At 66.9% G+C, this 25,791-nt stretch carries 23 protein-coding genes; 19 read left to right on the top strand and 4 right to left on the bottom strand.

Annotated features, from left to right (window positions below; genetic code table 11):
* Positions 1 to 6 precede the first annotated feature (6 nt).
* The 5 genes from ACSQ24_RS08820 (at position 7) to ACSQ24_RS08800 (ending at position 6,147) form a co-directional block, all read left to right on the top strand.
* Entirely contained in the window at positions 7 to 720 is a 714-nt protein-coding gene (locus ACSQ24_RS08820; protein WP_436094325.1) for an SDR family NAD(P)-dependent oxidoreductase, read from the top strand.
* Positions 721 to 844: 124 nt separating this feature from the next.
* Positions 845 to 2,398 carry an ABC transporter substrate-binding protein gene (locus ACSQ24_RS08815; RefSeq protein WP_436094324.1) on the top strand — a complete coding sequence of 518 codons (1,554 nt, stop codon included), beginning with the start codon at positions 845 to 847 and terminating at the stop codon, positions 2,396 to 2,398.
* Between the two features lie 95 nt (positions 2,399 to 2,493).
* Positions 2,494 to 3,432 carry an ABC transporter permease gene (locus ACSQ24_RS08810; RefSeq protein ID WP_436094323.1) on the top strand — a complete coding sequence of 313 codons (939 nt, stop codon included), beginning with the start codon at positions 2,494 to 2,496 and terminating at the stop codon, positions 3,430 to 3,432.
* 13 nt (positions 3,433 to 3,445) lie between these two features.
* Complete coding sequence (locus ACSQ24_RS08805; protein WP_436094322.1) at positions 3,446 to 4,336, top strand: ABC transporter permease; 891 nt, start codon at positions 3,446 to 3,448, stop codon at positions 4,334 to 4,336.
* A complete protein-coding gene (locus tag ACSQ24_RS08800; RefSeq protein ID WP_436094321.1) occupies positions 4,333 to 6,147 on the top strand; it encodes an ABC transporter ATP-binding protein in 1,815 nt (604 codons plus the stop codon). The genes ACSQ24_RS08805 and ACSQ24_RS08800 overlap by 4 nt, the downstream gene beginning before the upstream one ends.
* Before the next feature lie 366 nt (positions 6,148 to 6,513).
* Here ACSQ24_RS08800 and ACSQ24_RS08795 read toward each other — a convergent pair whose 3' ends face one another.
* Positions 6,514 to 7,428 carry a LysR family transcriptional regulator gene (locus ACSQ24_RS08795; RefSeq protein ID WP_436094320.1) on the bottom strand — a complete coding sequence of 305 codons (915 nt, stop codon included), beginning with the start codon at positions 7,426 to 7,428 and terminating at the stop codon, positions 6,514 to 6,516.
* A gap of 104 nt (positions 7,429 to 7,532) precedes the next feature.
* On the opposite strand from ACSQ24_RS08795, the gene ACSQ24_RS08790 reads away from it, so the two are divergent.
* The 13 genes from ACSQ24_RS08790 to ACSQ24_RS08730 all read left to right on the top strand — a co-directional run bounded on the left by ACSQ24_RS08790 (position 7,533) and on the right by ACSQ24_RS08730 (position 20,590).
* A complete protein-coding gene (locus tag ACSQ24_RS08790) occupies positions 7,533 to 7,907 on the top strand; it encodes a Dabb family protein (protein ID WP_436094319.1) in 375 nt (124 codons plus the stop codon).
* A gap of 42 nt (positions 7,908 to 7,949) precedes the next feature.
* Positions 7,950 to 9,038, top strand: a complete 1,089-nt coding sequence (locus tag ACSQ24_RS08785) for a maleylacetate reductase (protein ID WP_436094318.1) — start codon at positions 7,950 to 7,952, stop codon at positions 9,036 to 9,038.
* 3 nt (positions 9,039 to 9,041) lie between these two features.
* The gene (locus tag ACSQ24_RS08780; protein WP_436094317.1) at positions 9,042 to 10,406 is read left to right on the top strand and encodes an amidohydrolase family protein; all 1,365 of its coding nucleotides are present in this window, start codon (positions 9,042 to 9,044) and stop codon (positions 10,404 to 10,406) included.
* Positions 10,407 to 10,416: 10 nt separating this feature from the next.
* Positions 10,417 to 11,334 carry an NAD(P)-dependent oxidoreductase gene (locus tag ACSQ24_RS08775; protein WP_436094316.1) on the top strand — a complete coding sequence of 306 codons (918 nt, stop codon included), beginning with the start codon at positions 10,417 to 10,419 and terminating at the stop codon, positions 11,332 to 11,334.
* A complete protein-coding gene (locus ACSQ24_RS08770) occupies positions 11,331 to 12,218 on the top strand; it encodes an intradiol ring-cleavage dioxygenase (RefSeq protein WP_436094315.1) in 888 nt (295 codons plus the stop codon). The genes ACSQ24_RS08775 and ACSQ24_RS08770 overlap by 4 nt, the downstream gene beginning before the upstream one ends.
* Before the next feature lie 65 nt (positions 12,219 to 12,283).
* A complete protein-coding gene (locus tag ACSQ24_RS08765) occupies positions 12,284 to 13,705 on the top strand; it encodes an FAD-linked oxidase C-terminal domain-containing protein (protein ID WP_436094314.1) in 1,422 nt (473 codons plus the stop codon).
* 14 nt (positions 13,706 to 13,719) lie between these two features.
* Positions 13,720 to 15,258, top strand: coding sequence for a sugar ABC transporter ATP-binding protein (locus tag ACSQ24_RS08760; RefSeq protein ID WP_436097854.1), 1,539 nt, complete (start codon positions 13,720 to 13,722; stop codon positions 15,256 to 15,258).
* Positions 15,251 to 16,204: an ABC transporter permease gene (locus ACSQ24_RS08755; RefSeq protein ID WP_436094313.1), complete on the top strand. Its 954-nt coding sequence runs from the start codon at positions 15,251 to 15,253 to the stop codon at positions 16,202 to 16,204. Before ACSQ24_RS08760 ends, ACSQ24_RS08755 begins: the two co-directional genes overlap by 8 nt.
* A complete protein-coding gene (locus ACSQ24_RS08750; RefSeq protein WP_436094312.1) occupies positions 16,201 to 17,175 on the top strand; it encodes an ABC transporter permease in 975 nt (324 codons plus the stop codon). Before ACSQ24_RS08755 ends, ACSQ24_RS08750 begins: the two co-directional genes overlap by 4 nt.
* A gap of 42 nt (positions 17,176 to 17,217) precedes the next feature.
* Entirely contained in the window at positions 17,218 to 18,192 is a 975-nt protein-coding gene (locus ACSQ24_RS08745) for a sugar ABC transporter substrate-binding protein (protein WP_436094311.1), read from the top strand.
* A 69-nt stretch (positions 18,193 to 18,261) separates the two neighbouring features.
* Positions 18,262 to 18,549, top strand: coding sequence for a YciI family protein (locus ACSQ24_RS08740; protein ID WP_436094310.1), 288 nt, complete (start codon positions 18,262 to 18,264; stop codon positions 18,547 to 18,549).
* 36 nt (positions 18,550 to 18,585) lie between these two features.
* Positions 18,586 to 19,179, top strand: a complete 594-nt coding sequence (locus ACSQ24_RS08735) for an NADPH-dependent FMN reductase (RefSeq protein ID WP_436094309.1) — start codon at positions 18,586 to 18,588, stop codon at positions 19,177 to 19,179.
* 520 nt (positions 19,180 to 19,699) lie between these two features.
* Complete coding sequence (locus tag ACSQ24_RS08730) at positions 19,700 to 20,590, top strand: SMP-30/gluconolactonase/LRE family protein (protein WP_436094308.1); 891 nt, start codon at positions 19,700 to 19,702, stop codon at positions 20,588 to 20,590.
* Positions 20,591 to 20,612: 22 nt separating this feature from the next.
* Here ACSQ24_RS08730 and ACSQ24_RS08725 read toward each other — a convergent pair whose 3' ends face one another.
* From ACSQ24_RS08725 to ACSQ24_RS08715, 3 genes are all read right to left on the bottom strand, one after another.
* Positions 20,613 to 21,869 (bottom strand): glucarate dehydratase family protein, encoded by a 1,257-nt coding sequence (locus tag ACSQ24_RS08725; protein ID WP_436094307.1) that lies wholly within the window; start codon positions 21,867 to 21,869, stop codon positions 20,613 to 20,615.
* Between the two features lie 50 nt (positions 21,870 to 21,919).
* The gene (locus ACSQ24_RS08720) at positions 21,920 to 22,741 is read right to left on the bottom strand and encodes an NAD-dependent epimerase/dehydratase family protein (protein ID WP_436097853.1); all 822 of its coding nucleotides are present in this window, start codon (positions 22,739 to 22,741) and stop codon (positions 21,920 to 21,922) included.
* 73 nt (positions 22,742 to 22,814) lie between these two features.
* Positions 22,815 to 24,542, bottom strand: a complete 1,728-nt coding sequence (locus ACSQ24_RS08715) for an IclR family transcriptional regulator domain-containing protein (protein WP_436094306.1) — start codon at positions 24,540 to 24,542, stop codon at positions 22,815 to 22,817.
* A 234-nt stretch (positions 24,543 to 24,776) separates the two neighbouring features.
* On the opposite strand from ACSQ24_RS08715, the gene ACSQ24_RS08710 reads away from it, so the two are divergent.
* Positions 24,777 to 25,718 carry a hypothetical protein gene (locus ACSQ24_RS08710; protein WP_436094305.1) on the top strand — a complete coding sequence of 314 codons (942 nt, stop codon included), beginning with the start codon at positions 24,777 to 24,779 and terminating at the stop codon, positions 25,716 to 25,718.
* Positions 25,719 to 25,791: the final 73 nt, after the last annotated feature.

The following is a 25,791-nucleotide window of genomic DNA, read 5'->3' as shown; positions in this document are numbered from 1 at the left end:
AGACCAATGCTTGCCCCGCAGGGACGCGTGATCCTGATCTCCGGCGCCAATCGCGGCATCGGCCGCGCCGTGGCGCAGGCCCTCTATGAAGACGGCTACTCCCTGAGCCTTGGCGGGCGCGACCTTGCCTCGCTCGAGGCAATGAGCGCCGGCTGGGCTTCAAGCCGCGTCCACATCGCGCGCTACGACGCACAGGATTGGACAAGCCATCGCGCCTGGACGGATGCGGCGATGGCGCGCTTCGGCCGGATCGACGGGCTCGTCAACAGTGCCGGCATGCATTCGTCGATCACGCTGCGCGCTCCAGACGAAGCCGAGCTCGATGCGATCTGGGCTGTAAACTGCAAAGGCCCGCTCAACCTGATCCATTGCGCACTGCCGCATCTCGAGACGAGTGGGGCGGGTCGCATCGTCAATGTCGCCTCGATGTCTGGCAAGCGCGTGCGCAACGACCATGTCGCCTACAACATGACCAAGCATGCCATGGTGGCGCTGACCCATGCGGCGCGCCGGATCTCCTGGGACAAGGGCGTGCGAGCGACCGCGCTCTGCCCCTCCTTCGTGCCGACCGACATGACGGCGACGAGCAAGGCGATGGCACGTCAGGACATGACCCAGCCCGCCGATCTGGCGCGCCTGGTTGCCACGGTCCTCGCGCTGCCCAACAATGCCTCGGTCGCGGAATTGCTGGTCAATTGCAGGCTGGAGGACATGCTCTAGGCGCGGAGACCGAAGGACAAAGAGAGGACAGAATTCGCGCTCCAGACGGGTCGTCGTCCTGCTCAGCTATCACCGGCGCAAAGCCGGGATCGTCGATACCCAACAAGAACACAGGGGAACAGCAATGAAACGAACCGGACCAATCGTCGCCGCCATGCTGGCCGGCGCGCTGCTGGCCTCGCCGGCGCTGGCACAGAAGACGGTGCTGACCGTCGGCATGCAGAGCTCCGATGCCGGCGTGCTCGACCCGCATCTGAATTCCGGCACGCCCGGCAAGGCGCTGCTGAACTGGATGTTCAACGGGCTGGTGCGGATCAAGCCCGGCGAACTCTCGCCCGAATTCATCGAGCCCGATCTCGCCGAGAGCTGGACCGCCTCGGCGGACGGCAAGGAATGGACCTTCAAGCTGCGCCAGGGCGTGCAGTGCCATCACGGCTATGGCGAGTTCACCTCGGCAGACGCGGTCTATTCGCTGAACCGGGCCGCAACCAAGGAAAGCTCGGCCTTTTCGTCGGATTATGGCGCCTTCGACAAGGTCGAGGCCCCCGACAAATACACCGTCAAGATCACGCTGAAGCAGGCCATTCCGAGCCTGCTCGGCATCGTCATGAACTACCATGGCGGCAACATGGTCTGTAAGAAGGCCGCCGAAGAACTGGGCAAGGATGGCTTCGCCAAGAAGCCTGTCGGCACCGGCCCGTTCATGTTCTCCGAATATGTGCCGCAGCAATACGCCAAGCTCGTTGCCAACCCGAACTATTTCCGGGCCAAGCCGAAGCTGACCGAGATCCTCTACCGCTTCATCCCGTCGGATTCCTCGCGCGACCTCGCCTTCCAGTCCGGCGAGCTCGACATGATGCTCGGCCGGCAGGAGCAGGCCTGGGTCGACCGCATGAACGCCTTGCCCGGCGTCAAGGTGGTGGCGATGGGCCCGGCCGAAATGTCGGTGCTGCACCTCAATATGAGCCAGCCGCCGCTCGACAACCTCAAGGTTCGCCAGGCGATCGCCCACGCGATCGATCGCAACGCGATCTGGCAGTTCCGCGGTAAGAACATCTCGCGCCCGGCCGTCTCGGTAGTGCCTTCGGGCTATCTCGGCACGGACGAGAAGGCAGCTCTTCTGCCTTTCGACCTCGCCAAGTCGAAGGCGCTGCTGGCGGAAGCCGGCTTCCCCAACGGCGTCACGATCAAGACGATCAACACGACGCTGCCCTCGATGCTGAGCTTCACCGAGGCGACGCAGGCGCTGCTGAAGCGGGCGGGCATCACGTTGGAGATCCAGCCGGTGGAGCATGCGACCTTCCACCAGCAGATCCGGCAGGACCTGTCGCAGGTGGTGCATTTCCAGGCGGCGCGCTTCCCCGTTGCGGATGTCTATCTCTCGCAGTTCTTCCACTCGCGCGCGATCGTGAAAACCCCGACGGCAGTGACGAACTTCTCGCATTGCAAGGTCGCCGATGCCGAGATCGATGCGGCCCGTTCGGAGACCGACAAGGCCAAGCAGCTCGCGCTCTGGAAGACGGCACAGGAGAAGATCATCAAGGAAGTCTGCGCGATCCCAGTCAACGAGATGATGCAGCTCTGGGCCTACAAGGACAGCCTCGACCTCGGCTACGAGCTCAAGGCCTCGCTGAATCTCGGCCCGCCGATCCTGGAAACCACGCGTTTCACGCGCTGAGCCTCGGTGCCTTGGGTTCGCAGGGAACCTCTGCGTGAAGCAATTTAGCATCCTGTTCCCAAGATTTTTCTTCCTTCCGGGATAGCGGCAGCATCATGGGCGCCTTCCTCGTCAAACGGCTCGGCTTCGCCGTCGTCACACTCTGGGCGGTGCTCTCGCTTGTCTTCGTCGTGGTTCGGATCGTGCCGGGCGACCCGGCGCAGGTCATTCTCGGCGACCAGGCCGATGCGACCGCGATCGCTGCGATGCGCACCAGGCTGGGGCTCGATGCCCCGGTGATCGAGCAATACTGGACCTTCCTCTCCGGGGCGCTGCAAGGCGACTGGGGCGTGTCGCTGGTCACTGGCCGACCGGTGATCCAGGAGATCCTCGCCGTCCTGCCCTGGACCATCGAGCTGACGCTGGTCTCGATGGCGATCGGCGTCGCGATCGGCGTGCCGCTCGGGGTCTGGGCTGCGATCGATCGCAACCGTATGCCAGACTATGTGACGCGCATCGCCTCGCTGCTCGGCCTGTCCTTTCCGCCTTTCGTCTCGGCGATCATCCTGCTGATCGTCTTCGCGATCATGCTGCGCTGGTTCCCGGTGATCAGCGCCGGCTCCGGCTCCCTCTCGGCCTGGTTCCAGGCGATGGCGCTGCCGGCGCTCAATCTCGGCCTGATCATGGCCGCCTACATCACCCGCGTCGCCCGCTCGGCCATGCTGGAGGTGCTGCAGGAGGACTATGTCCGCAGCGCACGGGCCAAGGGCGTGCCCTGGCGCGTCGTGGTCTGGAAGCACGCGCTGCGCAACGCGCTGATCCCGGTCATCACCATCGTGGGTCTGTATCTCGGCATCCTGATCGGCAATTCGGTGCTGACAGAGATCGTCTTCAACCGGCCCGGTCTCGGCAAGCTGATCATCGGCGCGCTGAACCAGCGCGACTACACCATGCTGCAGGGCATGATGGTGATCTACACGCTGATCGTCGTGCTGGTGAATATCGCCACCGATCTGACCTATGCCCTCGTCGATCCAAGAGTGAAGCTGTCATGAGGGTGAAGCTGTCATGAGCACCTCGGTCCATGATGCCAGCCAGGCTGCGCCGCCGCGCCTGCGTTGGCTTTCGGCCACGATCGGCGCCTTCAACGCCAACAAGACCTCCTGGGTCGGGCTTGTCATCGTCGTCGCAGTGATCCTGGCCGCTGTGTTCGCGCCGGTCATCGCCCCGCATGACCCGCTCGAGCAGGACATCCTGTCGCGCCTCCAGCCGCCGCATGACAATTTCTATCTCGGCACCGATTATTTCGGCCGCGACATCCTCTCCCGCCTGCTCTACGGCGCGCGCATCTCGCTGGTCATCGGTGTCGCCTCGACCGTGATCGCACTGGTGCTCGGCTCACTGATCGGCATCCTCGCCGGCTGGTATGGCGGGAAGTTCGATGTCGTCGTGATGCAGACGATGGACATCCTGCTCGCCTTCCCCTCGCTCATCCTCGGCCTGATCCTGGTCGCGATGCTCGGCCCCTCGATGGAGAACATCACCATCGCGATCGCGCTGACCTCGATTCCCTCCTTTGCCCGCATCGCCCGGGCGCCGACGATCTCGGTCAAGGAGCGCGACTATATCGAGGCCGGTCGGGCGCTGGCCTTCTCCGACGTCCGGATTATGGCGGGCCACATCCTGCCCAACATCTTCCCCGAGATTCTGGTGATGGGCTCGCTCTGGCTCGCCAACGCGATTCGCACCGAGGCCTCGCTCGCCTTTGTCGGGCTCGGCGTGAAACCGCCAATCCCGACTTGGGGCGGCATGATCCGTGAGGGCTTCGAGAACATCCTCGACAGCTACTGGCTGGTGCTGGCGCCGAGCATCGCCATCCTGATCATCGTCTTCGCGCTCAACATCCTCGGCGACGGCCTGCGCGACGCCATCGACCCCAAGCTCAAGGGCGAACGATGAGCGGGCCCGTCCTTTGCGTCGAGAGCCTGCAGACGGCCTTCCGCGTCGGCGGCCAGTGGCGCTGGGCGATCGAGGATCTGAGCTTCGACATCGCTCCGGGCGAGACCGTCGCAATCGTCGGCGAATCCGGCTCGGGCAAATCGGTCACCGCGCTCTCGATCATGCGGCTGGTCTCGGCCGCAAATGGCCGCATCCAGGGCAAGGTCGCACTCGAAGGCCGCGACCTGCTGGCGCTCTCCGAGGAGGAGATGCGCAAGGTCCGCGGCAACGATATCGCGATGATCTTCCAGGAACCGATGACGAGCCTGAACCCGGTTCTGACCGTCGGCCACCAGATCTGCGAGGCGCTGCGCTATCATCGCGGGCTCGACAAGGCGGCCGCCGAGGTCGAGGCACTGCGCATGCTGGAGAAGGTGCGCATCCCCTCCGCCAAGACCCGCTTCGCCAACTATCCGCACCAGCTCTCGGGCGGCATGCGCCAGCGCGTGATGATCGCGACCGCGCTTGCCTGCAAGCCAAAACTCCTGATCGCGGACGAACCCACCACTGCGCTCGACGTGACGATCCAGGCGCAGATCCTCGAACTGATCAAGACACTGCAGGACGAGGAGGGCATGTCGGTCCTCTTCATCACCCACGACATGGGCGTCGTCGCCGAGATCGCCGACCGCGTCGTGGTAATGTGGAAGGGCCGCAAGCTCGAGGACGCGCCCTCGGAGCAGGTCTTCAACCGGCCGGTGCATGGCTATACCAAGGCGCTGCTCGCCGCGGTTCCCAGGCTCGGCGACATGGAGGGGCATGGCAGGCCGTTGCGCTTCCCCCATATCGATCCCGACAATGGGCAGGTGCGCGGCAAGCCGGTCGAGGCCGCCGATACGGTCAAGGCCAGCGAGGCCCCACTCCTGGAGGTCGCCGGGCTGACGACGCGCTTCGGCATTCGCGGCGGCCTGCTCGGGCGGCTGCGCGGCCGGGTCCATGCGGTCGAGAACGTCTCCTTCACGCTGCAGCGCGGTGAGACGCTGGCGCTGGTCGGTGAATCCGGCTGCGGCAAGTCGACGACGGGGCGCTCGATCCTGCGGCTGATCGAGCCCTCCGCCGGCACGGTGCGCTTCGAGGGCCGGGACGTCACCGCTTTCGGCAAAAGCGACTTGCTCGGCGCCCGCCGCGACATGCAGATGATCTTCCAGGATCCCTTCGCCAGCCTCAATCCGCGCAAGAGCGTCGGCGCGGCCATCGCCGAGCCCATCGTCGTTCATGGCCTCGCCCGAGGCGCGGAAGCGAAGGAGCGCGTCGACGAGTTGATGCGCCGTGTCGGCCTGTCGCCAGCCATGGGCACGCGCTTCCCGCACGAGTTTTCGGGCGGCCAGCGCCAGAGGCTCGCCATCGCCCGGGCCCTGGCGCTGTCGCCCAAGCTGGTCGTGGCGGATGAAGCAGTCTCGGCGCTGGACGTCTCGGTCAAGGCGCAGGTGCTGAATCTGATGCTCGACCTGCAGGCAGAATTCGGCCTCGCCTATCTCTTCATCTCGCACGACATGGCGGTGGTCGAGCGTGTCAGCCACCGCGTCGCGGTGATGTATCTCGGCGAGATCGTCGAGCTCGGCCCGCGCGAGGCGGTGTTCGCCAATCCGCTGCATCCCTATACGCGAAAACTGCTCTCGGCGGTGCCGGTGCCCGACCCGGCGCGCCGGTCCTTACGCCGCGAGCTGGCGGTCGACGAGATTCCGAGCCCAGTTCGCTCGCTCGACTGGCACGCTCCGGCGCAGGCGCTGGTCGAGGTCGCGCCCGGCCATTTCGTCAGACAGGCGGTCTGACGGAGACGGGCCCCGCACGGGATCAAGAGGCGAAGAAGAGGTATCCTAAACGCCGAGGATGTATCCGCTCTGAAGCGCCGCGAGATGGCCGAGCAGGCGAGATTTCATCGAGAGCTTCCTGGGCTTCCGCATGCCGGACATCGACATAGCGGCGCTGCTGCGGGGCACTCAGGCAATCACCCAGCACCCGATGATTGACCGAGATCGGCTGCTCTGAGGTGGACACACGGGCGGGTCATCGCGCTCGGCGATGCGGGGGCAGGAGGATCGGATCGAGGATCTGCGGTCCGCTGCCAAGCTGGAGCAGGTCGCGGCCAATAACCGGCAGGTCGCCGGCTTGCTCAAGACGTCGGGCCAGGCGGAACCTTAGGCCGACCAGATCTCGCCCTTCGACGCCCTACGCACATAGTTCACCAGGAAATCGTTGAACACCCGGATCTTGGCCGGTAGGTGGTCGCGGTTCAGATACGCGATGTTCATGGTCAGCATCGGGAGTTGCCAGTCCAGGAGCACTGGCACCAAGCGGCCCGCGTCGAGATCATCCTGAACAATGTAGAGCGGCTGGACGAGGATGCCGAGCCCGGCGATCGCGGCCTGGCGGATCACCTGCCCGTCATTGCAGTCGAGCGCCGCGCCGATCCGCACGATCCGCTCGGTATCGCCCTTGGTCAGGCGCAGCGAGAACGGGTCGGCGGCGAGGTTGTAGACCAGCATGTCGTGCTGGGTGAGGTCAGCCGGGGTCCCGGGCCGGCCGCGCTCCTCCAGATAGGCGGGAGAAGCGGCCAGCACACGTCGCATGCGGCCGAGCCGCCGCACCACGATGTTGCTGTCGGGCTCGTGCAGCCGCGTGCGGATGGCGACGTCGATGCCGGCCTCGATGAAATCGAGATAGCGGTTAGCAACGGCGATGTGGACGCTGAGCTTGGGATAGAGCCTGCGGAAGGCCGGCAGCATTGGAGCCAGATAGATCGTCGCGAAGGACAGCGAGCTGGTGACGCGCAGCACGCCTTGCGGCGCCAGCGTGTGGGCGTTCACCGCATTTTCCGCTTCGCCGAGCTCGGTCAGCAGCGCGCCGCTGCGCTGATAGAACTGTTCCCCCGCCTCGGTCAGCCAGAGACGGCGCGTATTGCGCTCGACGAGCCGGGCCGCGAGGCGCTCCTCGAGGGCGGCGAGGTGCCGGCTGGCGGCGGCGTTGGACATGCCGAGCGCCTCGGCGGCACGCGACAGGCTGCGCAGCTCGGCGGTCTTCACGAAAACCTCGATCTGCGTGAAGCGGTCCATATTTCCGATTTCCGCAAAAGAGACTTACCAAAGCTCGGCTTTATTTCCGGCATTCGCAAGTCTTAACTCCTCGGACAATGACGACCAAAGGTCGAGGAAACGCCATGTCCGGTCCGGTCCGCCATATCGTGATGTGGCGCCTGCGCGGTGACACGCCCCAGCAGCGCGCCGATGCCCGTGCCAAGGTCAAGGCTGCCTTCGAGGGCCTCAGGGGCCGCATCGACGGCCTCACCCATGTCGAGGTCGGGGCCGATGTCAGCGGCGTCGACTATGCCTGCGACGTCGTCCTGGTCAGCGAGTTCGCCGATCGCGCCGCGCTCGAAGCCTATGGCAGCCATCCCGAGCACCTGCGGGTCCGGCAGGAGCTCGCCGATCTCAGGATCGCGCGTTTTCAGGTCGACTATTTCGCCGACAGCGACGTGCCTGCCTTCACGGGAAGCAATTTGCATCGCCGCAGCGAGGTCGTAGCCGGCGAGTAAGCCGGCAGCGACTGATCAACGCTCTTTCACAGGGAGCCTTCGATGATCGAGACCTTCACCTATGAGGCTCTCCCGTCCCGGGTCCGCTTCGGGCGTGGCACGATCAAGGAGGTCGCGGCGGAGGTCGAACGGCTCGGCGCCCGGCGGGCGCTGGTGCTGACGACACCGCAGCAGGCGGCCGCGGGCGAGAAGCTCGGCGCCCTGCTCGGCTCCGCTTTGGCCGGCTACTTCGCCGAGGCGACGATGCACACGCCGGTCGAGGTGACCGAGCGGGCGCTCGAAACCCTGCGCGAGACTGGGGCCGATTGCGTCGTGGCGCTGGGCGGCGGCTCCACCACCGGGCTCGGCAAGGCGCTGGCGCTGCGCACCGGCGTGCCGCAGGTCGTCATCCCGACCACCTATGCCGGCTCGGAGATGACGCCGATCCTCGGCCAGACGGAAGCTGGCCGGAAGACCACGATCCGCTCGCTCGACGTGTTGCCCGAGACAGTGCTCTACGATGTCGAGCTGACGCTGAGCCTGCCGCCGATGCTGTCGGCGACCTCGGGCGTCAACGCCATGGCCCATGCGGTCGAGGCGCTCTACGCCAGGGACCGCAATCCGATCATCTCCCTGATGGCCGAGGACGGCATTCGTACCCTGTCTTCGGCGCTGCCGATCCTCGTCCATGAGCCGGCGAACATGGATGCCCGCACCAACGCCCTTTACGGCGCCTGGCTCTGCGGCTGCTGCCTCGGCGCGGTCGGAATGGCGCTGCATCACAAGCTCTGCCACACGCTCGGCGGCTCCTTCGACCTGCCCCATGCCGAGACGCATACCGTCGTTCTGCCGCATGCGGTCGCCTACAACGCGCCGGCCGCGCCGGAGGCGATGGCGGCCATTCGCCGGGCGCTCGGCGCGCCCGATGCGGCGCAGGGCCTGTACGACCTGGTGCGCGCGCTCGGCGTGCCGCTGTCGCTGGCGCGGCTCGGCATGCCGGAGAGCGGCATCGAGACGGCGGCGGACATCGCCGTCGAGAACCCCTACTGGAATCCGCGGCCGGTCACGCGCGACGGCATCCGCGACCTGCTCGCCAAGGCCTTCGCCGGCGAGCGGCCCCGCGCCGCCATCTCCGAAGACGAGGCGGCCTGAGCCATGGCGCGCCGCATCCTCATCTCGGGCGCCACCATCCTCTCGATGGACGCCACCACGGGCGACCTGGATCGGGGCGACATCCTCGTCGCGGACGGCAGGATTGTCGCCATCGCGCCCCGCATCGAGGCTGACGATGCCGAGCGCGTCGACGCGGCCGGGCGCATCGCCGTGCCGGGCTTCGTCAACGCCCATATGCACAGCTGGCAGACCGGCCTGCGCGGGCTCGCGGCCGACTGGACGCTGCTCGAATATTTCCGCTGGGTCCATGCCGGCCTCGCCACCCTGTTCAAGCCGGAAGACATCGGCATCGCGACGTTGGCGGGCGCGCTCGGCCAGATCGACGCGGGCACCACGACGCTGGTCGACTGGTGCCACAACAACCCCACGCCCGAGCACACCGACGCCGCCGTCGAGGCGCTGGCCGAGAGCGGCATCCGCGCCGCCTTCTTCCACGGCTCGCCCAAGCCCGATGCCAAGCCCGGCGAGCCGCATTTCTCGGAGGTGCCGCATCCGCGCGCCGAGGTCGAACGGCTGCGGCGTGGCCGTTTCGCCGGCGATGACGGCTTGCTGACGCTCGGCCTCGCCATCCTCGGCCCGCATTATGCGACGATGGAGGTCGCGCGCGCCGATTTCCGCCTCGCGCGCGAATTCGGCCTCGTCGCCTCAATGCATCAGGGCGGCGGCGCGGCGAAGACGCCGGGCGGCTGGGAGACGCTGATCACCGAGGGGCTGGCCGGGCCCGGCATCAACATCGTGCACGGCAACGATCTTTCTGACGAGTTGTTAGGCCGGCTGGTCGATCTCGGCGCCTCCTTCTCCGTGACCCCGGAGAACGAGATGACCCAGGGCCACGGCTTCCCGATCACCGGTCGGCTGCTGGCGCGGGGCGTCGCGCCCTCGCTCGGCGTCGATCTTGAATCCGTGCTCGCCGGCGACATGATGGGCGTCGCGCGTATCGCGCTCGGCATGCAGCGCGCGCTCGACAACGCCGAAAGCCGTCGGCAGACCGGCACCATTCCGCCGACCTCGACGATTCCCGTCCGGCAGGCGCTGTCCTGGATCACCATCGAGGGCGCGCGCATGCTGGGGCTCTATCACCGCACCGGTTCGCTCGCGCCAGGCAAGCAGGCCGACATCACCCTGATCGACGCGCGGGCGCTGCATCTGCAGCCGGTGCACGATCCCGCCGCTGCCGTGGTCATGCAGGCCGGGCGCGGCGACGTCGAGGCCGTGATGATCGCCGGCCGCTTCCTCAAGAAGGATGGAAGGCTGCTGGCCGAAGGGCTGGACGCGAAGCTCGGCCGTCTCGCCGCCTCGGGCACACGGATCGTCGAAGAGCTTCGTCGCGGGCAACGGGCGGCGTGAGGACAGTGGAATGAGCGACACGCAAACCATAGGCTGGATCGGACTCGGCAAGATGGGGCTGCCCATCGCGACCCGCCTGGCGGTAGCCGGGCACGACATTGCTGGGTTCGACCGCGACCAGGAACGCATCGCCGCAGCGTCGGAAGGCGGCGTCAGGCCCGCCGCAACGCTCCAAGATGCGGCCAGGCGCGACATCGTCGTCACCTCGCTGCCGGACGACAAGGTGCTCGCCGCCGTCGCGCTGTCCGGCGGGCTCTTCGACGCGATGCGCGAGGGCGCTATCCTGGTCGAGACCTCGACGGTCAGCCCGACGATCTCGGCGGAGGTAGCGCGGAAGGCGGCGCAGCGCGGCGTTCTCTATCTGCGCGCGCCGGTCTCCGGCAATGCCGCCATCGCCCATACCGGCAACCTGACCTGCTTCGTCTCGGGGCCGCGCCCCGCTTTCGACGCCTTCCTGCCGATCGCGCAGGGTTTCACCCGCGCCCAGAAATATCTCGGCGAGGCCGAGGAGGCCCGCTTCGCCAAGCTCGCCGTCAACCTGATGATCGCGGTCTCGGCCGCGATGATGGGCGAGAGCATCGTGCTCGCCCGCAAGGGCAATCTCGCCTGGCAGGACATTCTGGACGTGCTGACCAACAGCGCGGTCGGCTCGCCCATGGTCCACTACAAGGCGAAAAGCCTGGAGACGCGCGACTTCTCGCCGAGCTTCTCCTGCCGGCAGATGGCCAAGGATCTCGATTTGATCATCGGCGCCGGCCATGCCGCCGAGATGGCGCTGCCACTGGCGAGCCTGACGCGGGAAACCTATGGCGCCCTGATCGGGCGCGGCGAGGGCGAGGCCGATTTCATCTCGACGGTACGCCTCGCCGAATGGCTCGCAGGCCTCGGCGAACCCGAGCTCGGCAGGGACGAAGGGAGGGTCGAATGAGGAATTTCGATCAGGACAGCATCACCCAGGCAGTACTCGAACGGATCGCCGGCGCGCCCGACGCACGCACAAGGCAGGTCAGCGAAGCCCTCGTCCGCCACCTCCACGATTTCATCCGCGAAGTCCGCCCGACGCAGGAGGAATGGGCGAAGGGCATCGCCTTCCTGACCGATACCGGCCAGATGTGCACGGGCACGCGGCAGGAATTCATCCTGCTTTCCGACACGCTCGGCGTCTCCATGCTGGTCGACGCGATCAATCACGACCATCAGAGTGCCGTCACCGAGAGCACCGTGCTCGGCCCATTCTATGTCGAGGGCCCGCCCGAGGCGGCGCTGGGCAGCGACATTTCCGGCGAGTTGCCGGGCGAGCCGATGTATGTCTCCGGCTCCGTCACCGCTGCCGATGGCAGCCCGCTCACGGGGGCGATCGTCGACGTCTGGCATTCCGACGAGGACGGCTATTACGACGTCCAGCATTCGGAGGATGCGGCCGATCTCGTCGCCCGGGCGCGCTTGCGTACCGATGCGCAGGGCCGCTTCCACTTCTGGTCGATCAAGCCGGCCGCCTACCCGATCCCGCATGACGGGCCGGTCGGCAAGATGCTGGAGGCGCAGGGTCGCCATCCCTGGCGGCCGGCGCATGTCCACTTCATGATCGCGGCGCCGGGACATGAGACGCTCGTCACCCATGTCTTCGTCGCCGGTGACCAGTATCTCGATTCCGATGCCGTCTTCGGCGTGAAGGATTCGCTGATCAGCGAGTTCACGGGGCAGCCGGCCGGCACGGCTCCGGACGGCCGGACGCTCGACCGGCCATGGTGCCGGCTCACCTACGATTTCCAGCTCAGTCCGGCGCCGGGACGCTCGCAAGGCGCGGGCTGAGCCCAGCAATCATCGACTGCAATCGAGAGAGCCCGGACAGCGGGCCGTCGTAGAGGGAGGACACCATGTTGACCAGACCATCCCGGAATGGTGGAGCCACGGAAACGGCGCTGACGCGACTGGCGCAGACGCTCGGCCCGCGCGTCACCCGCGCCCCCGGTGTCCTCGCCGACCATGGCCGCAGCGAGTCCTATCACGCAGCCTCGCCGCCCGATCTCGTGGCCTTCCCGGAAACCACCGAGGAGGTGCGCGATATCGTGTCGGTTTGCCGCAACCTGCGCCTGCCGGTCATCCCGTTCGGTGCCGGCACCTCGCTCGAAGGCAATGCTGCGGCGCCGCTCGGCGGCGTCTGCATCGACATGTCCCGCATGGACAAGGTGCTGGCGGTGAGTCCGGAGGACATGGACGTGCGCGTCCAGCCCGGCATCACCCGCAAGCGGCTCAATGCGCAGTTGCGCGACACCGGCCTGTTCTTCCCGATCGACCCCGGCGCCGACGCCTCGATCGGTGGCATGGCCTCGACACGCGCCTCCGGCACCATGGCCGTGCGCTACGGCACGATGAAGGACAACGTGCTGGCGCTCGAAGCGGTGCTCGCCGATGGCCGCGTGATCCGAACGGCACGGCGCGCCCGCAAATCCGCCGCCGGCTACGACCTCACCCGCCTGCTCGTCGGCGCGGAGGGAACGCTCGGTGTCATCACCGAGGTGACGCTCAAGCTCCATCCCCAGCCCGAGGCGATCTCCTCGGCCGTCTGCGCCTTCCTCGACCTGAAGGCGGCAGTCGACACCGCAATCGCCGTGATCCAGTCCGGCGTTCCGGTGGCGCGCATCGAGCTGCTCGACGCGATGATGATGCGCGGCATGAACCTGCACGCGAAACTCGGCCTGCCGGAAGCACCGCATCTCTTCTTCGAATTCCACGGCTCGAAGAGCTATGTCGCCGAGCAGGCTGAGACGGCGCAGGCGCTGGCCGGCGAGTTTGGAGGACAGGGCTTTTCCTGGGCGACCACGCCGGAGGAGCGCAGGCGTCTCTGGCAAGCCCGCGACAACACGCTCTATGCCGGGCTCGCTTTGCGGCCGGGCACGCGCGCTCTGGTCACCGATGTCTGCGTGCCGCTCTCGCGCCTGGCCGAATGCCTCGTCGCCACGGCCGCGGACATTGCCGAGACCGGGCTGATCGCTCCGGTCGTCGGCCATGTCGGCGACGGCAATTTCCACCTTCTCGTCCTGCACGACCCCGATAGCGCCGAGGAGTTCGCCCGGGTCAAGGCGTTCAACGAGCGTCTCATCAGGCGGGCGATCGCGCTCGACGGCACCTGCACCGGCGAGCACGGCATCGGCCTCGGCAAGATCGATTTCCTCGAGCTGGAGCTGGGCGAGGCGGTCGACGCCATGCGCCTGGTGAAGCAGGCGCTCGATCCGCTCGGGATCATGAACCCCGGCAAGATCTTCCGCTCGCCCGCGCAGATGGGAGGCGTCTCATGAGCGCGATGACGGCGATGAAGCCCCGCTTCGAAGCGGCCTCCCCACCACCTGCGCCCGACGAGGGTGTGCCGCTCTTCGAGCTCAGGGGCATCTCCAAGACCTTTCCCGGCGTGAAGGCGCTCGACGACGTCTCCTTCGCCCTCTGGCCGGGCGAGGTCCACATGCTGCTCGGCGAGAACGGCGCCGGCAAATCGTCGCTGATGAAGGTGCTGTGCGGCGCCTACCAGGCCGATGCCGGCGAATATCTCCATAAGGGCGAGACGGTCGAGATCCGCTCGCCGGCCGATGCCCGCAAGCTCGGCATCGCCGTGATCTTCCAGGAGTTCTCGCTCGTCCCCTTTCTCGACGTGGCGCAGAACATCTTCCTCGGTCGCGAGTTCCCGTCGCGCATTCCCGGCCTCGTCGACCGTCGGCGGCTCTACCGCGAGGCGCAGGCCGTGCTCGACCTGATCGGCCTCGACGTCGATCCGAGGACCAAGGTCCACACACTCGGCGTCGCCCAGCAGCAGATGGTCGAGATCGGCAAGGCCCTGTCCCAGGACGCGCGCATCCTCGTCATGGACGAGCCGACCGCCGCGCTCTCCGACCGCGAGACCGAGCGCCTCTTCGAGGTCATGCGCCAGCTTCAGGCCAAGGGCGTCGCCATCGTCTACATTTCGCACCGCATGGCGGAGGTGTTCGCGCTCGGCGACCGCATCACCGTGCTGCGCGACGGCAAGCTCGTCGGCCGGGCGCGGCCGGGCGAGACCACGCCGGACGCGCTGGTGCGCATGATGGTCGGCCGCACCGTCGACATGAGCTATCCGCGCAACTTCGCGCAGCAGCCGGGCGAGGTCGTCCTCGAGGTCAAGGGCCTGTCGGCGAAGAACGGCATCCGCGACATCGATCTGACGGTCCGCGCTGGCGAGATCGTCGGACTGTGCGGCCTCGTCGGCTCCGGCCGGACCGAGGTCGCGCGCGCCGTCTTCGGTGCCGATCAGGTCACGGCCGGCGAGATCAGCATCTTCGGCCAAGCCAGGCGTGGCGGGCCCGACGCCGCCGTCCTCGCCGGTGTCGGCCTCATCCCGGAAAGCCGCAAGACGGAAGGCCTCGCCCTGATCCGCACGGTCGCCGACAACCTCGCCGTTGCCGGCCTGCCGAAGCTGTTCCCGAACCGGCTGTTCTCGCCGCGCCGGGCGCAGCGCTCGGCCGAGGACCTGATCAGGCGGCTGCGGATCGCGACGCCATCGCCGAACCAGAGCGTCGCGCTGCTCTCCGGCGGCAACCAGCAGAAGGTGGTGATCGGCAAATGGCTCGCCGCCGGCACCAGGCTGTTCATCTTCGACGAGCCGACGCGCGGCATCGATGTCGGCGCCAAATCCGAGATTTTCGCGCTGATCGACCAGCTCGTCGCCGACGGCGCGGCGGTGCTGATGATCTCCTCCGAGCAGGCCGAGATCGTCCATGTCTGCGACCGCGCCTACGTCATGCGCGGCAAGCGCATCGTCGGCGAACTCTCCCGCTCCGAACTCTCCGAAGAGAACATCGTCCGAATGGGGATGCACCATGACTGATCAGGCGGTCTCCTCTCCTTCACCGCGCCTCCCGACGGTACCGGGCGTGGCCGTCGCATTGGGCGGACTCTCGCTGCTGTTCGCGCTGGCAAGCCCCGGCTTCCTCACCGCGGGCAACCTCTCCAACGTGCTGGTGCAGTCGGTCATCCTGCTGCTGCTCGCTTTGCCGATGACGCTGATCATCATGACCGAGGGGCTCGACCTCTCCATGGGCGCGGTTCTGACCCTGGCCTCGCTGGTGCTGGCGCTGATCGTGGTCGCGACGCAGTCGCTGGCGCTCGGGCTGATCGGCGCGCTCGCGGTCGGGCTCGCCTTCGGCCTCGTCAATGGCTGGCTGATCGCGGGCTTGTCGATCCCGCCCTTCGTCGCCACGCTGGGCACGCTCGGCGCGGCGCAGGGGCTCGCGCTCGTCGTCAGCGACGGCCAGAGCGTCGTCGGCATCCCGCGCTTCGTGCGGTTGGTCTATTCCGGCGACATCTTCGGCATTCCCACGCCGATCCTGATCGGCGCGGGCTTCTACGCGCTCTTCCACATCCTGCTCTACCACACCCGCTTCGGCACCTATGTCTGCGCGCTCGGCGGCAATCGCGATGCATTGACCCTCGCCGGCGTGGCCTGGAAGCGCCTGCTCGTCGCGGTCTACATGCTCGGCGGCGCCATGGCCGGCATCGCTGCCCTGCTGATGACCGCACGCATCAACGCCGGCCACCCGACCGCGGCGATCGGCCTGGAGTTCGACGCCATCGCCGCGGTGGCGCTGGGCGGAACCTCCTTCGACAAGGGCAATGGCTGGCTCTTCGGCACGCTGCTCGGCGTGCTGACGGTCGGCGTGCTGCGCAACGGCCTCAACCTGATGGCCGTTCCCTCCTCCGTCCAGGTCGCCTGCATCGGCGCCCTCGTCATCGCCGCCCTTCTCATCGACAGCCTGCGGAGCACAAGGTCATGAGCATTGCTAGCGACAGCGCCACCCGCCCGGCGGGTCTCCATCTCTCGCGCGAGACGCAGCAGCTCGCCTACCGGCTGCTGGCAGTCGCGCTGCTCTGCGCTGCCCTGAGCGTCGCGGCAGAAGCCTTCTTCACCGCCAACAACATCCTCAATGTGCTCAGGCAGGCGAGCCTGCTCTTCTTCCTGGCGTCGGGGCTGACACTGGTCATCCTGACCGGCGGCCTCGATCTCTCGGTCGGCGCCAATATCGGCCTCTCCGCCTGTTTCGCGGCGACCGTGATCAAGGCGACCGGCTCGCCCGTGCTCGGCACGCTCGCGGGGCTCCTGACCGGGCTCGCGATCGGCATCTGCAACGGGCTGATGGTCGCCAAGCTCAGGATCCCATCCTTCATCGCCACCTACGGCATGCTCTGGGTGCTGCACGGCATCACCTATTACTACATGGCCGGCGAGACCATCCACGGCTTCCCGCCCGGCTTCCGGCAGATCGGCTCGGGCTATTTCCTCGGCGTGCCGATCCCGGTCTATCTGATGCTGGCCTTCCTGCTGGCGGGCACGATCTTCGCCCAGAGGACGATCTGGGGGCAGCAGATCTACGCCATCGGCGCCAACCCGGTCGCGGCGCGCCTCACCGGCATCCCGGTCGATCGCCGCCTGATCCTGGTCTACGCCTTCTCCGGCGCCATGGCGGGCGTGGCCTCGATCGTCTTCCTCGCCCGGCTGAACTCGGCCGAAGGCGACATCGGCGAGGCCATGACACTGCCGGCCATCGCCGCGGCGCTCATCGGCGGCGCCTCGCTGTTCGGCGGCGTCGGCAGCGTGTTCGGCACCTTCATCGGCGCGCTGATCCTGACGCTGGTGCTGAACGGCATGAACCTGCTCGCGGTCAACGCCAACTGGCAGCCGCTGGTCACCGGGCTGATCGTCATCCTCGCCGTCTGGTTCGACATGGTCGGCCGTCGGCGCGCCTGAACCCGAGCAACACAACCACAGAACCAAAGGGAGGGAACCACCATGTCGAAATCAAAGCTTCTGGCCGCAGCGCTGCCCGCCATCCTGATCTCCACCGCGGCGTTCGCCGCCGGCGAGACGATCGCGGTCTTCACCAAGAACCAGACCAACCCCTATTTCCAGACGGTGCGGGTCGGCGCGGAGGTCGCGGCGAAGTCGCTCGGCGCCAAGGCGGTGCACTACATCCCGACCAAGCCCGACTCGATCCCCGAGCAGCTCAGCCAGGTCGAGGACGTGATCGTCAAGAAGCCGAGCGCCATCGTCTTCGTGCCCGTCGATTACAAGGCCATGGTGCCGGGCGTGGAGCAGATCAACGACGCCAAGATCCCGATCGTCAACGTCACCGACCGCAGCGCCGGCGGCAAGTTCCTCGCCTTCGTCGGGGCAGACGATTACAGCCTCGGCCTGGAGACCGCGCGTTTCCTGCTCAAGGAGATCGGCGGCAAGGGCAATGTCGTCATCCTCGAGGGCGTCAAGGGCTCCTTGACCAATATCGACCGGGTGCGCGGCTTCAACGACGCGATCAAGGAGTTCAAGGAGGTCAAGCTGCTCGCCAGCCAGCCGGCCAACTACCAGCGCCTGCAGGGCCTGCAGGTGATGGAGAACCTGATGCAGTCCCATGCGCAGATCGACGGCGTGCTGGCCGCCAATGATGCGATGGCGATCGGCGTGATCGAGGCCCTGGACGGCGCCAACCGCAAGGCCAAGGTCATCGGCATCAATGGCACCAAGGAGGCGGTCGATGCCATCAAGACCGGCAAGCTGCTCGCCTCGGGCGACTATAACGGCTTCCTGCAAGGCTGCATCGGCACGCTCGTCGCGATCCGGGCCTTGCGCAACGAGCCCATCGTCACCGAAGTGGTGCTGAAGCCGACCGTGGTGAACGCCTCGAACTTCCAGCCCTACGATGTCCCGCTGGAATCGCGTAGCTGCCCAAGCTGGAGCGAGGCGGTCGCCCTGGCCAGCAAGCCGAATTGAATCTCTGGAACTGAATCTCAGCCATAGCGGCGGCTGGTGAACCGCCCGGCCGCCACAGGAGCATATCGCATGCTGTTCGTGATCCATGCCCTCGACAAGCCGGGCGCGCTCGGCGCCCGCCTGGCCCATTACGACGCGCACAAGGCCTTCCTTTCCGACACCTCTGCGCTGAAGGTCGAGATCGTGATGTCGGGCCCCCTGGTCGCCGACGACGGGTCGACCATGATCGGCAGCCTCTTCGTCGTAGAGGCCGCGGACCTTGCAACCGTGGAGCGCTTCAATGCCGCCGATCCGTTCCACGCCGCCGGCATCTGGGAGCGCGTCGCGATCACCGGCTTCATCAGGCGCCAGGGCTGAGCCCGATAACCAACCAAGTGTTTCAGGAGACAAGACATGACGAAGGATAGCCGCCCGATCCGGGTCGTCGGGATTTCGGGCAGCCTGCGGGCCGGGTCCTACAACACCGCCGCGCTCAAGGCCGCGATCGCGCTGGCGCCCGAGGGAATGACGATCGAGACCGCCGAGATCGGCGACCTGCCGCTCTACAACGACGATGTGCGCGCCGCGGGCTATCCGCCGGCGGTCCGGCGTCTGCGCGACCAGCTCGCGGGCGCCGACGCGATCCTGTTCGTGACGCCGGAGTACAACTACTCGATTCCGGGCGTCCTCAAAAACGCGATCGACTGGGCTTCGCGCCCGCCGAGCCAGCCTTTCGACAACAAGCCCGTGGCGATCATGGGCGCAAGTGGAGGCATCTTCGGCACGGCGCAGGCACAGTACCAATTGCGGCAGATGCTCGTCTTCCTCAACGCCTTCCCGCTCAACAAGCCGGAGGTGATGATCGGCGCCGCTCAGACCAAATTCGACGAGGCCGGGAGGCTGACCGACGAGCAGACAAAGGAGTTCGTCCGGACTTTGCTCGATGCCTTGTCCAATTGGACAATTCGGCTGAGACAGTCCGTGCCCGACACGGCGCGCCCGGGCTAGGCGGCCTTCCCCAACATCATTTCCGCTGCAGATGCATGGTTTCATTTGCGCCAGCGGCGCGACCCTACATCGTCAAAATCGCCCGAGAGCGCACGATTGGCAGTTTGACAAGAGCGCAGCAGACAGAAGTCCCCGCGCCGCTTTCTGTCGAGCGCGGGATCGGACAAGCCAAGCCACGGGCCCGCTTCGCATGACGCAAGCAGGTCCAAGTAGCTCGGCTGTGCCCTGGCTGCCCAACGACCTGTCCGGCGCTCCCAGTGTGACAGGGAAGGTAGGCTCCAGCTCGGTGACCTGCACAGCCAGTTTCCATTGTTGGAGCGCTATTCCAAGCAGATCACAGTCCAGTTTCGCTGGCATCGCTGTGCCCCGGAAGTTGACATTCGAAACCTACCGGACAACGGACATAGAATATGTGGCTCTGCGCATATTTGCGTTGCGGGGCCTTCGTGAGGCTTGAAATATCAAACTTGGCGCGGTGTCAGCACCGAGTTTCCGGTATGGCGGCGACAAGGAGGCAGTCATGCGCATCGATTCGCCCGACGTCGAACAACTGATCGATCTGCCGTTGGGGGTTGGTGAAGGCGCATTCTGGCACGCCGCCGAACAAGCGCTGTACTTCGTGGACATCCTGGCTCCCGCCCTGTTCCGGCTCGATCCCGCGACGCGCGCGCTTGCGCGCTGGGATATGCCGAGCGCGATCGGGAGTTTCGGATTGTGCCGCGACGGCCGGGCGATCGTGGCCTTGCGACACGGTATCCACTTTTTCGACTTCACTAGCGCCCGGTTCGAGCTCGTGGCCCATCCCGAGGCGGATCGGCCCGGCAATCGCCTGAATGACGGCAAGGTCGGCCCCGATGGCCGCTTCTGGGTCGGCAGCATGGACGATACGCCGGACAAGCGGCCCGTCGCCTCGCTCTATCGCGTCGATCATGACGGCACCTGCATCCGGATGCTCGATGGCCTCATCGTCTCGAACGGGCTGGCTTGGTCGGCGGATGGGCGAACGCTGTTTCACTCCGACAGCCGCGGCAGATTCGTTCAGGCTTTTGACTACGACCTGTCCAGCGGCGGGCTGAGCCGCCAGCGCCGCATTTGCCTGCTGGAAGATGAAGATGGCCGCCCCGATGGAGCGGCCTGCGATGCGGAGGGCTACTACTGGTCGGCCGGGGTCTCCGCCGGCTGCCTCAACCGGATCGCGCCGGATGGCAGCATCGACCGCAAGGTTCTGCTGCCCGTGCCCGCCCCCACCATGCCCTGTTTCGGTGGGCCTGATCTGAAGACGCTCTTCGTCACCTCATTGACCACGGACCGCACCGGCACGAAGCGGGCAGGAACGGTGGTGTCGTTCCGCGTCGACGTGCCGGGAGCGCCAGTGGCCCGTTTCGGCGAGCCGCTGGAAATGCACGTGTAGGGCCAGTTCTGTAGGGCCGGTTTCAGAAGCGCGGGCGCGCCGGATTGAAGTCCGGCCGGTATTTGCGCATCTCCTTGGCGTCGTCGCGCACCCGGATGCCGCAATCGAGATATTGCTGGTGAAGGCGCGCCAGCGCAGCGCGATCCAGGTGCACGCCGAGGCCAGCCCCTTCCGGCGGCGCGACCGAGCCGTTCTCGATCCTGAGCTTGCCGCCCTCGATCACCTCCTCGACCTGCCACGGATAATGCGTGTCGCAGGCATAGGCGAGGTTGGGGATGGTGGCGCCGACATGCGTCATCGCCGCCAGGCTGATGCCCATATGGGAGTTCGAGTGCATCGAGATGCCGAAGCCGAAGACGCGGCCGAGATGGGCGAGATTCTGCGTGGCGCGCAGGCCGCCCCAGTAATGATGGTCGGACAGGACGACCTGAACGGCGTTCAGGCGGATCGTCTCGGGAATGTGCCCGAAGGCGATCGTGACCATGTTGGTGGCGAGCGGCATCGGCGCGAATGTCGCGACCTGCCCCATCTCGGCGAGCGTCCGGGCGGGATCCTCGAGATATTCGAGCAGCCCCTCCAGCTGCGGCATGACGCGCCGCGTCGTCTCGACCGACCAGCCGCCATTGGGGTCGATCCGCAACGGGTGGTCTGGAAACGCCTTGCGCAGGTGCCGGAGCGTCTCGATCTCGAAATCCGGCTCGAACACGCCGGCCTTGAGCTTGATGGAGCTGAAGCCGAACTCCGTAACCATCCGGCGCGCCTGCTCGACCATCTGCTCATGACTGAGCCCCTCGCCCCAATCATCGGCGGGATAGCCGGGGTCGTCCTTGTGACGGGCGAATTTGTAGAAGAGGTAAGCGCTGTAGGGCACGCGGTCGCGCAGCTTGCCGCCGAGGATGTCGTAGAGGGGACGGCCGGTCAGCTTACCCTGGAGATCGAGGAAGGCGACCTCGAAGGCAGCGAGCGCCGAGGCGCGCGCCTTGTCGCCGGCGGGCGCGAAGGTCTGGCCGGGATCGGGATTATCGCCTACCGCCGCGTAGACGACCCGGGTCAGCCCGTTCAGGTCGAACGGATCGAGCCCGATCAGGCCGGGCTTCGCCTTGCCGAGATTGGCCAGGGTCTCCAGGTCGCCATAGCTTTCGCCGAGCCCGACATGGCCCTCAGTGGTCTCGACCTCGATGATGCTGCGCAGGGCCCAGGGCTCGTGCACGCCGGCGACGTTCAGAAGCGGCGGGTCGCGGAAGGCGATCGGGGTGACACGGACATCGGTGATGCGCATCGGAGGCCTCGGCAGGGTCTGAGGTTGCGGGCTGGACTATTCGCGGCGCCTCATGCGCCCGATGCGGGCGGCGGAACCGGCGCGCCGGCATATTCGATCGAGCAGAAGCCGCCGCCCTGGAAGTAGAGCGCCGGCGGCTCATGCGTCAGCTCGGCCTCCCCGGCCATGGCCTCCTCGGTGTAGTCCTCGGCATGGTCCTCGGGCCTGTAGCCGAGCCCGCGAGCGACGGAATTGTCGTACCAGCCGCCGGCATTGTCCGAGACGCCATAGACGATGGTATTGTGGATGTCGGGATGCTCCAGCCCGATCAGGCAGAGCTGCGCGAGATCGCGCCCGCTGATCCAGATCTTGAGCGTGCGGGCATTGCCGGGGATGTCGGCGGCATTGCCGATCCGTACATGCATGCTCTTGACGCCATATTTGTCGGCATAGAGGGCGCCGACGGCCTCGCCCCAGCATTTGCTGAGCCCATAGCGGCCGTCCGGCCGCGGCAGGACCGTCTCGTCGATGCGCTGATGCCTGGGGTAGAAGCCGACGGCGTGGTTGCTCGAGCCGAAGACGACGCGGCGCACGCCCTGGCGTCGCGCCGCCTCGTAGACGTTCCAGGTGCCGACGACATTGGTCTGCAGAATGGCCTCGAACTCCGCCTCGCGCACGATCCCGGCCATGTGGATCACGCCGTCCATGCCCGTCATGGCCCGTTCGACGGCGGCGATGTCGCCAATATCGGCCAGCACGGCCTCTTCGTTGGCGGCGAGGCTAGCCGGAGCGACGGCATCGAGAATGCGGATGTGCGCGAAGCGGGTACCCAGCTCGTGGCGCAGCTTCCGCCCGATATTGCCGGCACCGCCCGTGATCAGCAGGTTGCGAATGGCGCTCGGCTGTTGCTCTTCCATGCGTCGTCTCCCTGCTTTTGTTCTCGAATGAGTTGGTCGGCCCTGCGGTTCAGCGCAGCAGAGCGGCCCGAAGCCGCCTATCGAGGGCGAAGACGCTTCCCGACGCCGGGGCCTCGGCGATCTGCTGCGGCGTCAGTCCGATCCGGCCGCTGGTGACATAGAGCTGGTCTCCATCCGGCCCGCCGAAGGTCAGCCCGGTCGGGCGCGGCACCGGCAGGGATAAAAGCCGCATGTCGGAGCCGTCGCGCTGCAGCCGTGCCAGACTCCAGCCATCCCACAGGGCGACCCAGAGATGGCCCGGCTCTTCCAGGGCCAGGGCCATCGGACGGCCGTGCAGGGCGTCGACGCGCGCGACCAGCTCCAGGCGTCCGAGCCGGTTGCCCGGCCCGACAGCGAAGCGGATGATGTGGCCGGCCTCCCTGAGCGCGACATAAAGCTGGCGCCCAGTCGCATCGATCAGGATGTCGGTGGGCGCGGCCGGCAGGTCCACCTCCAGCACGGGCGCCCCGTCGACCAGGCGGTAGAGTCCGGGGCGACTCTGCGGCGCCGAGGTTTCCCCGACCCCGAGCCAGATCAGCCCATCCGGCCCATGGCAGGCACAGGTGATGCCGGCGAGCAGTTCCTGCGACAGCGCCGGACGCAGGTCGGTCAGGCGCGCCTTCCGGTCGACGGTCATGGCGCCCTTCTCCGTCGCCACGAACCAGCGCCCCTCGCCGATCGAAGTCAGGGCCATCGCCGGCGAGGTGAACTGGGCCATCACCTCCGACCTGGAAGGCGCTGCAGGCTCGTCGACGCGCGAGCGCATGATCGCCGGCGCCAGCGCATCCAGCCACAGCAGCGAGCCGGTCGCTGTATCCCAGCTCGGCGACTTTCCCAGGAACGAGCGCCCGCTGGAAGCCAGCGGCACCTGCCCGCCATCGGCCCGGGCGCGCGGGCGCGTACTCCCATGCCGCTTCACCGCCTCGCCGAGCCGCCTGGCCGCGGTCGCGACCTCGGGTCCGAGCTGATGAGCCCGCTCCAGCGTCATCCGATAGCAGGGGCCCGACACCGTGAAGGCGCCGAGCGGGACGTCGCCCTCGCCGGGCACGGCGGCGCTGACGCAGCGGACCCCTTCCATGAACTCCTCGTCATCGATGGCGTAGCCCCGCAACCGGAAGACATCGAGCTGCGAGCGAAGCTGGACAGCGTCCGTGATCGTGCGATCCGTGACGCGCTCGAAGCTCATGCGGTCGATCAGGGCCTCGCACTCGGCGGGCGCCAGCGCCGCCAGGTGGGCCTTGCCCATTCCGGAGCAATAGAGCGGCCGGAGGCTGCCCAGCGGGGCGCCGGTGCTGATCGGATAAAGGCTCACGATTTTCTGGATGATGATCATGTTGGCGCCACCGGGCGCGGCGAAATAGACGGTCTCTCCGCTGAGTTCGTGCAACCAGCGGATCTCCGTCATGGCGAGCATCGGCAGATCCGGAATCGGCCAGACGGCCTGCGCGTATTCGAGAAACCTGAAGCCCGGGAAATAGCCCTGCCCGCTGGCATCGAGGCGCACGAGGCCGCGTTGCTGCAGCGTGTTGATGATGCGGTAGACCGTGCTGCGCGGAAGGCCCAACTCGTCGGCCAGGCTCTGCGCCCGGTGCTCGCCCGGCGAGGCGGCGATCAAATCGAGCAGGTTCAGCGCCTTGCCGACGAGCCTCGTGCCGCGAACCTCGGCGACGCCACTGCCCTTCTGCCCCTCGTCTTCGGGTGCGGCATCCTGTTCGAGGCTGGCGAGGCGATGACGCATGAAACCGAGGCGGCCTGTCGAAGCGAGCTGATGCGGCGAAGGCCGCAGCTTACGCAGACACTCAATCGGTCGCAACGGTTCAGTATCACGATGTAAGAAATACCTATGCTGCAAATGCGAAGTAATTCGTCTTTTCGCACATAGTAAGAATGGTCGTTGACACCACGCCTCACCACTCCTAGCCTTTTGGTCAAGATCGGGGTTCTCCCGGCTCAGTGGGGACGAAACGTGACAATGGCGGACGCGACGACGCCACCGCTCCGTTCTGCGCAGGCCTCGCCTTCCGTTCGCGCTATGGCGGCGGGGTCGATGCGGGCAACGGTGAGGCCAGCCGAGGGTGGGCGGCTCGCGGCGCTGTGGCGCGAGGAGCACGGCGGTCTGCGCACCGACCTATTGGTGCCAATGCCCGAGGCCGCTTTCGATCCGCTGATCTGGCCGAAAGCGGGCATCTATCCGCTCGTCCCTTATTCGAACCGCATCCGCGACGCCGCCTTCCGGTTCGGCGAAACCCGGGTCGAACTTGCGCCGCACCCCGCCGCGGCTCCGCACGCGCTGCATGGCTTCTGCCAGATGCGGCCCTGGACCGTGACCCGGCAGGCAAACACGCATATCGAGATGCGCTATCGCCATGATCCGCAGGATGCTCCGGACGCATGGCCTTGGGCGTTCGAGGCCGTTCAGCGCATCACGCTTGACCCGGCCGGCCTGACCCACGAGATCGGCGTCGAAAGCCGGGCAGACTCGCCGATGCCGATCGGCCTGGGCATCCATCCCTATTTCGCGGTGTCGCACGGCGACCGGATCCGGTTCGCCTGCGAGGCCCTGTGGGACCAGGATGCCGACGGATGCGGCCGGCAGCTTCGCCCGCTCACCGGCAGCGCGCGCCACTACGATTCACCTCACGACGGCAACGACGCCACGACCTATTACGCCGGCTGGGACGGGATCGCTTCGATCGACCGCCAGGACGGCACACGGATCGTGATCCAGGCCGACGCCCCGCTCGATCATCTCGTGTTCCATGTCCCATCCGGCGGGCGCTATCTCTGCCTCGAGCCGGTGAGCCACGTCGCGGACGCCTTCAATCTCGCGGCAGCCGGAAAAGCAGGAACCGGGATGCGGGTGCTGCGCCCCGGCGAAGCGATCCGGGCAACGGTACGGATCGAACTGGCATGATGTGACCTGAACAGGCGGCGACGCCACGAGCCGCGCGACGGCTCCTCGACCCTAAACGACAAGGCCAAAAAAG

The sequence above is a fragment of the Allobosea sp. LjRoot237 genome (assembly GCF_964253285.1).
Taxonomy (GTDB): Bacteria; Pseudomonadota; Alphaproteobacteria; order Rhizobiales; family Beijerinckiaceae; genus Allobosea.
This window is presented reverse-complemented; position numbering and strand designations above follow the sequence as displayed.

Bases quoted from the DNA above. Each gene is read 5' to 3' on its own strand.
- ACSQ24_RS08750 (WP_436094312.1), top strand. From the start codon at position 16,201: ATGAGCATTGCTAGCGACAGCGCCACCCGCCCGGCGGGTCTCCATCTC.
- ACSQ24_RS08775 (WP_436094316.1), top strand. From the start codon at position 10,417: ATGAGCGACACGCAAACCATAGGCTGGATCGGACTCGGCAAGATGGGG.
- ACSQ24_RS08745 (WP_436094311.1), top strand. From the start codon at position 17,218: ATGTCGAAATCAAAGCTTCTGGCCGCAGCGCTGCCCGCCATCCTGATC.
- ACSQ24_RS08800 (WP_436094321.1), top strand. From the start codon at position 4,333: ATGAGCGGGCCCGTCCTTTGCGTCGAGAGCCTGCAGACGGCCTTCCGC.
- ACSQ24_RS08740 (WP_436094310.1), top strand. From the start codon at position 18,262: ATGCTGTTCGTGATCCATGCCCTCGACAAGCCGGGCGCGCTCGGCGCC.
- ACSQ24_RS08785 (WP_436094318.1), top strand. From the start codon at position 7,950: ATGATCGAGACCTTCACCTATGAGGCTCTCCCGTCCCGGGTCCGCTTC.
- ACSQ24_RS08790 (WP_436094319.1), top strand. From the start codon at position 7,533: ATGTCCGGTCCGGTCCGCCATATCGTGATGTGGCGCCTGCGCGGTGAC.
- ACSQ24_RS08755 (WP_436094313.1), top strand. From the start codon at position 15,251: ATGACTGATCAGGCGGTCTCCTCTCCTTCACCGCGCCTCCCGACGGTA.
- ACSQ24_RS08810 (WP_436094323.1), top strand. From the start codon at position 2,494: ATGGGCGCCTTCCTCGTCAAACGGCTCGGCTTCGCCGTCGTCACACTC.
- ACSQ24_RS08735 (WP_436094309.1), top strand. From the start codon at position 18,586: ATGACGAAGGATAGCCGCCCGATCCGGGTCGTCGGGATTTCGGGCAGC.
- ACSQ24_RS08780 (WP_436094317.1), top strand. From the start codon at position 9,042: ATGGCGCGCCGCATCCTCATCTCGGGCGCCACCATCCTCTCGATGGAC.
- ACSQ24_RS08805 (WP_436094322.1), top strand. From the start codon at position 3,446: ATGAGCACCTCGGTCCATGATGCCAGCCAGGCTGCGCCGCCGCGCCTG.
- ACSQ24_RS08815 (WP_436094324.1), top strand. From the start codon at position 845: ATGAAACGAACCGGACCAATCGTCGCCGCCATGCTGGCCGGCGCGCTG.
- ACSQ24_RS08710 (WP_436094305.1), top strand. From the start codon at position 24,777: ATGGCGGACGCGACGACGCCACCGCTCCGTTCTGCGCAGGCCTCGCCT.
- ACSQ24_RS08770 (WP_436094315.1), top strand. From the start codon at position 11,331: ATGAGGAATTTCGATCAGGACAGCATCACCCAGGCAGTACTCGAACGG.
- ACSQ24_RS08715 (WP_436094306.1), bottom strand. From the start codon at position 24,542: ATGCGTCATCGCCTCGCCAGCCTCGAACAGGATGCCGCACCCGAAGAC.
- ACSQ24_RS08765 (WP_436094314.1), top strand. From the start codon at position 12,284: ATGTTGACCAGACCATCCCGGAATGGTGGAGCCACGGAAACGGCGCTG.
- ACSQ24_RS08725 (WP_436094307.1), bottom strand. From the start codon at position 21,869: ATGCGCATCACCGATGTCCGTGTCACCCCGATCGCCTTCCGCGACCCG.
- ACSQ24_RS08760 (WP_436097854.1), top strand. From the start codon at position 13,720: ATGAAGCCCCGCTTCGAAGCGGCCTCCCCACCACCTGCGCCCGACGAG.
- ACSQ24_RS08730 (WP_436094308.1), top strand. From the start codon at position 19,700: ATGCGCATCGATTCGCCCGACGTCGAACAACTGATCGATCTGCCGTTG.
- ACSQ24_RS08795 (WP_436094320.1), bottom strand. From the start codon at position 7,428: ATGGACCGCTTCACGCAGATCGAGGTTTTCGTGAAGACCGCCGAGCTG.
- ACSQ24_RS08820 (WP_436094325.1), top strand. From the start codon at position 7: ATGCTTGCCCCGCAGGGACGCGTGATCCTGATCTCCGGCGCCAATCGC.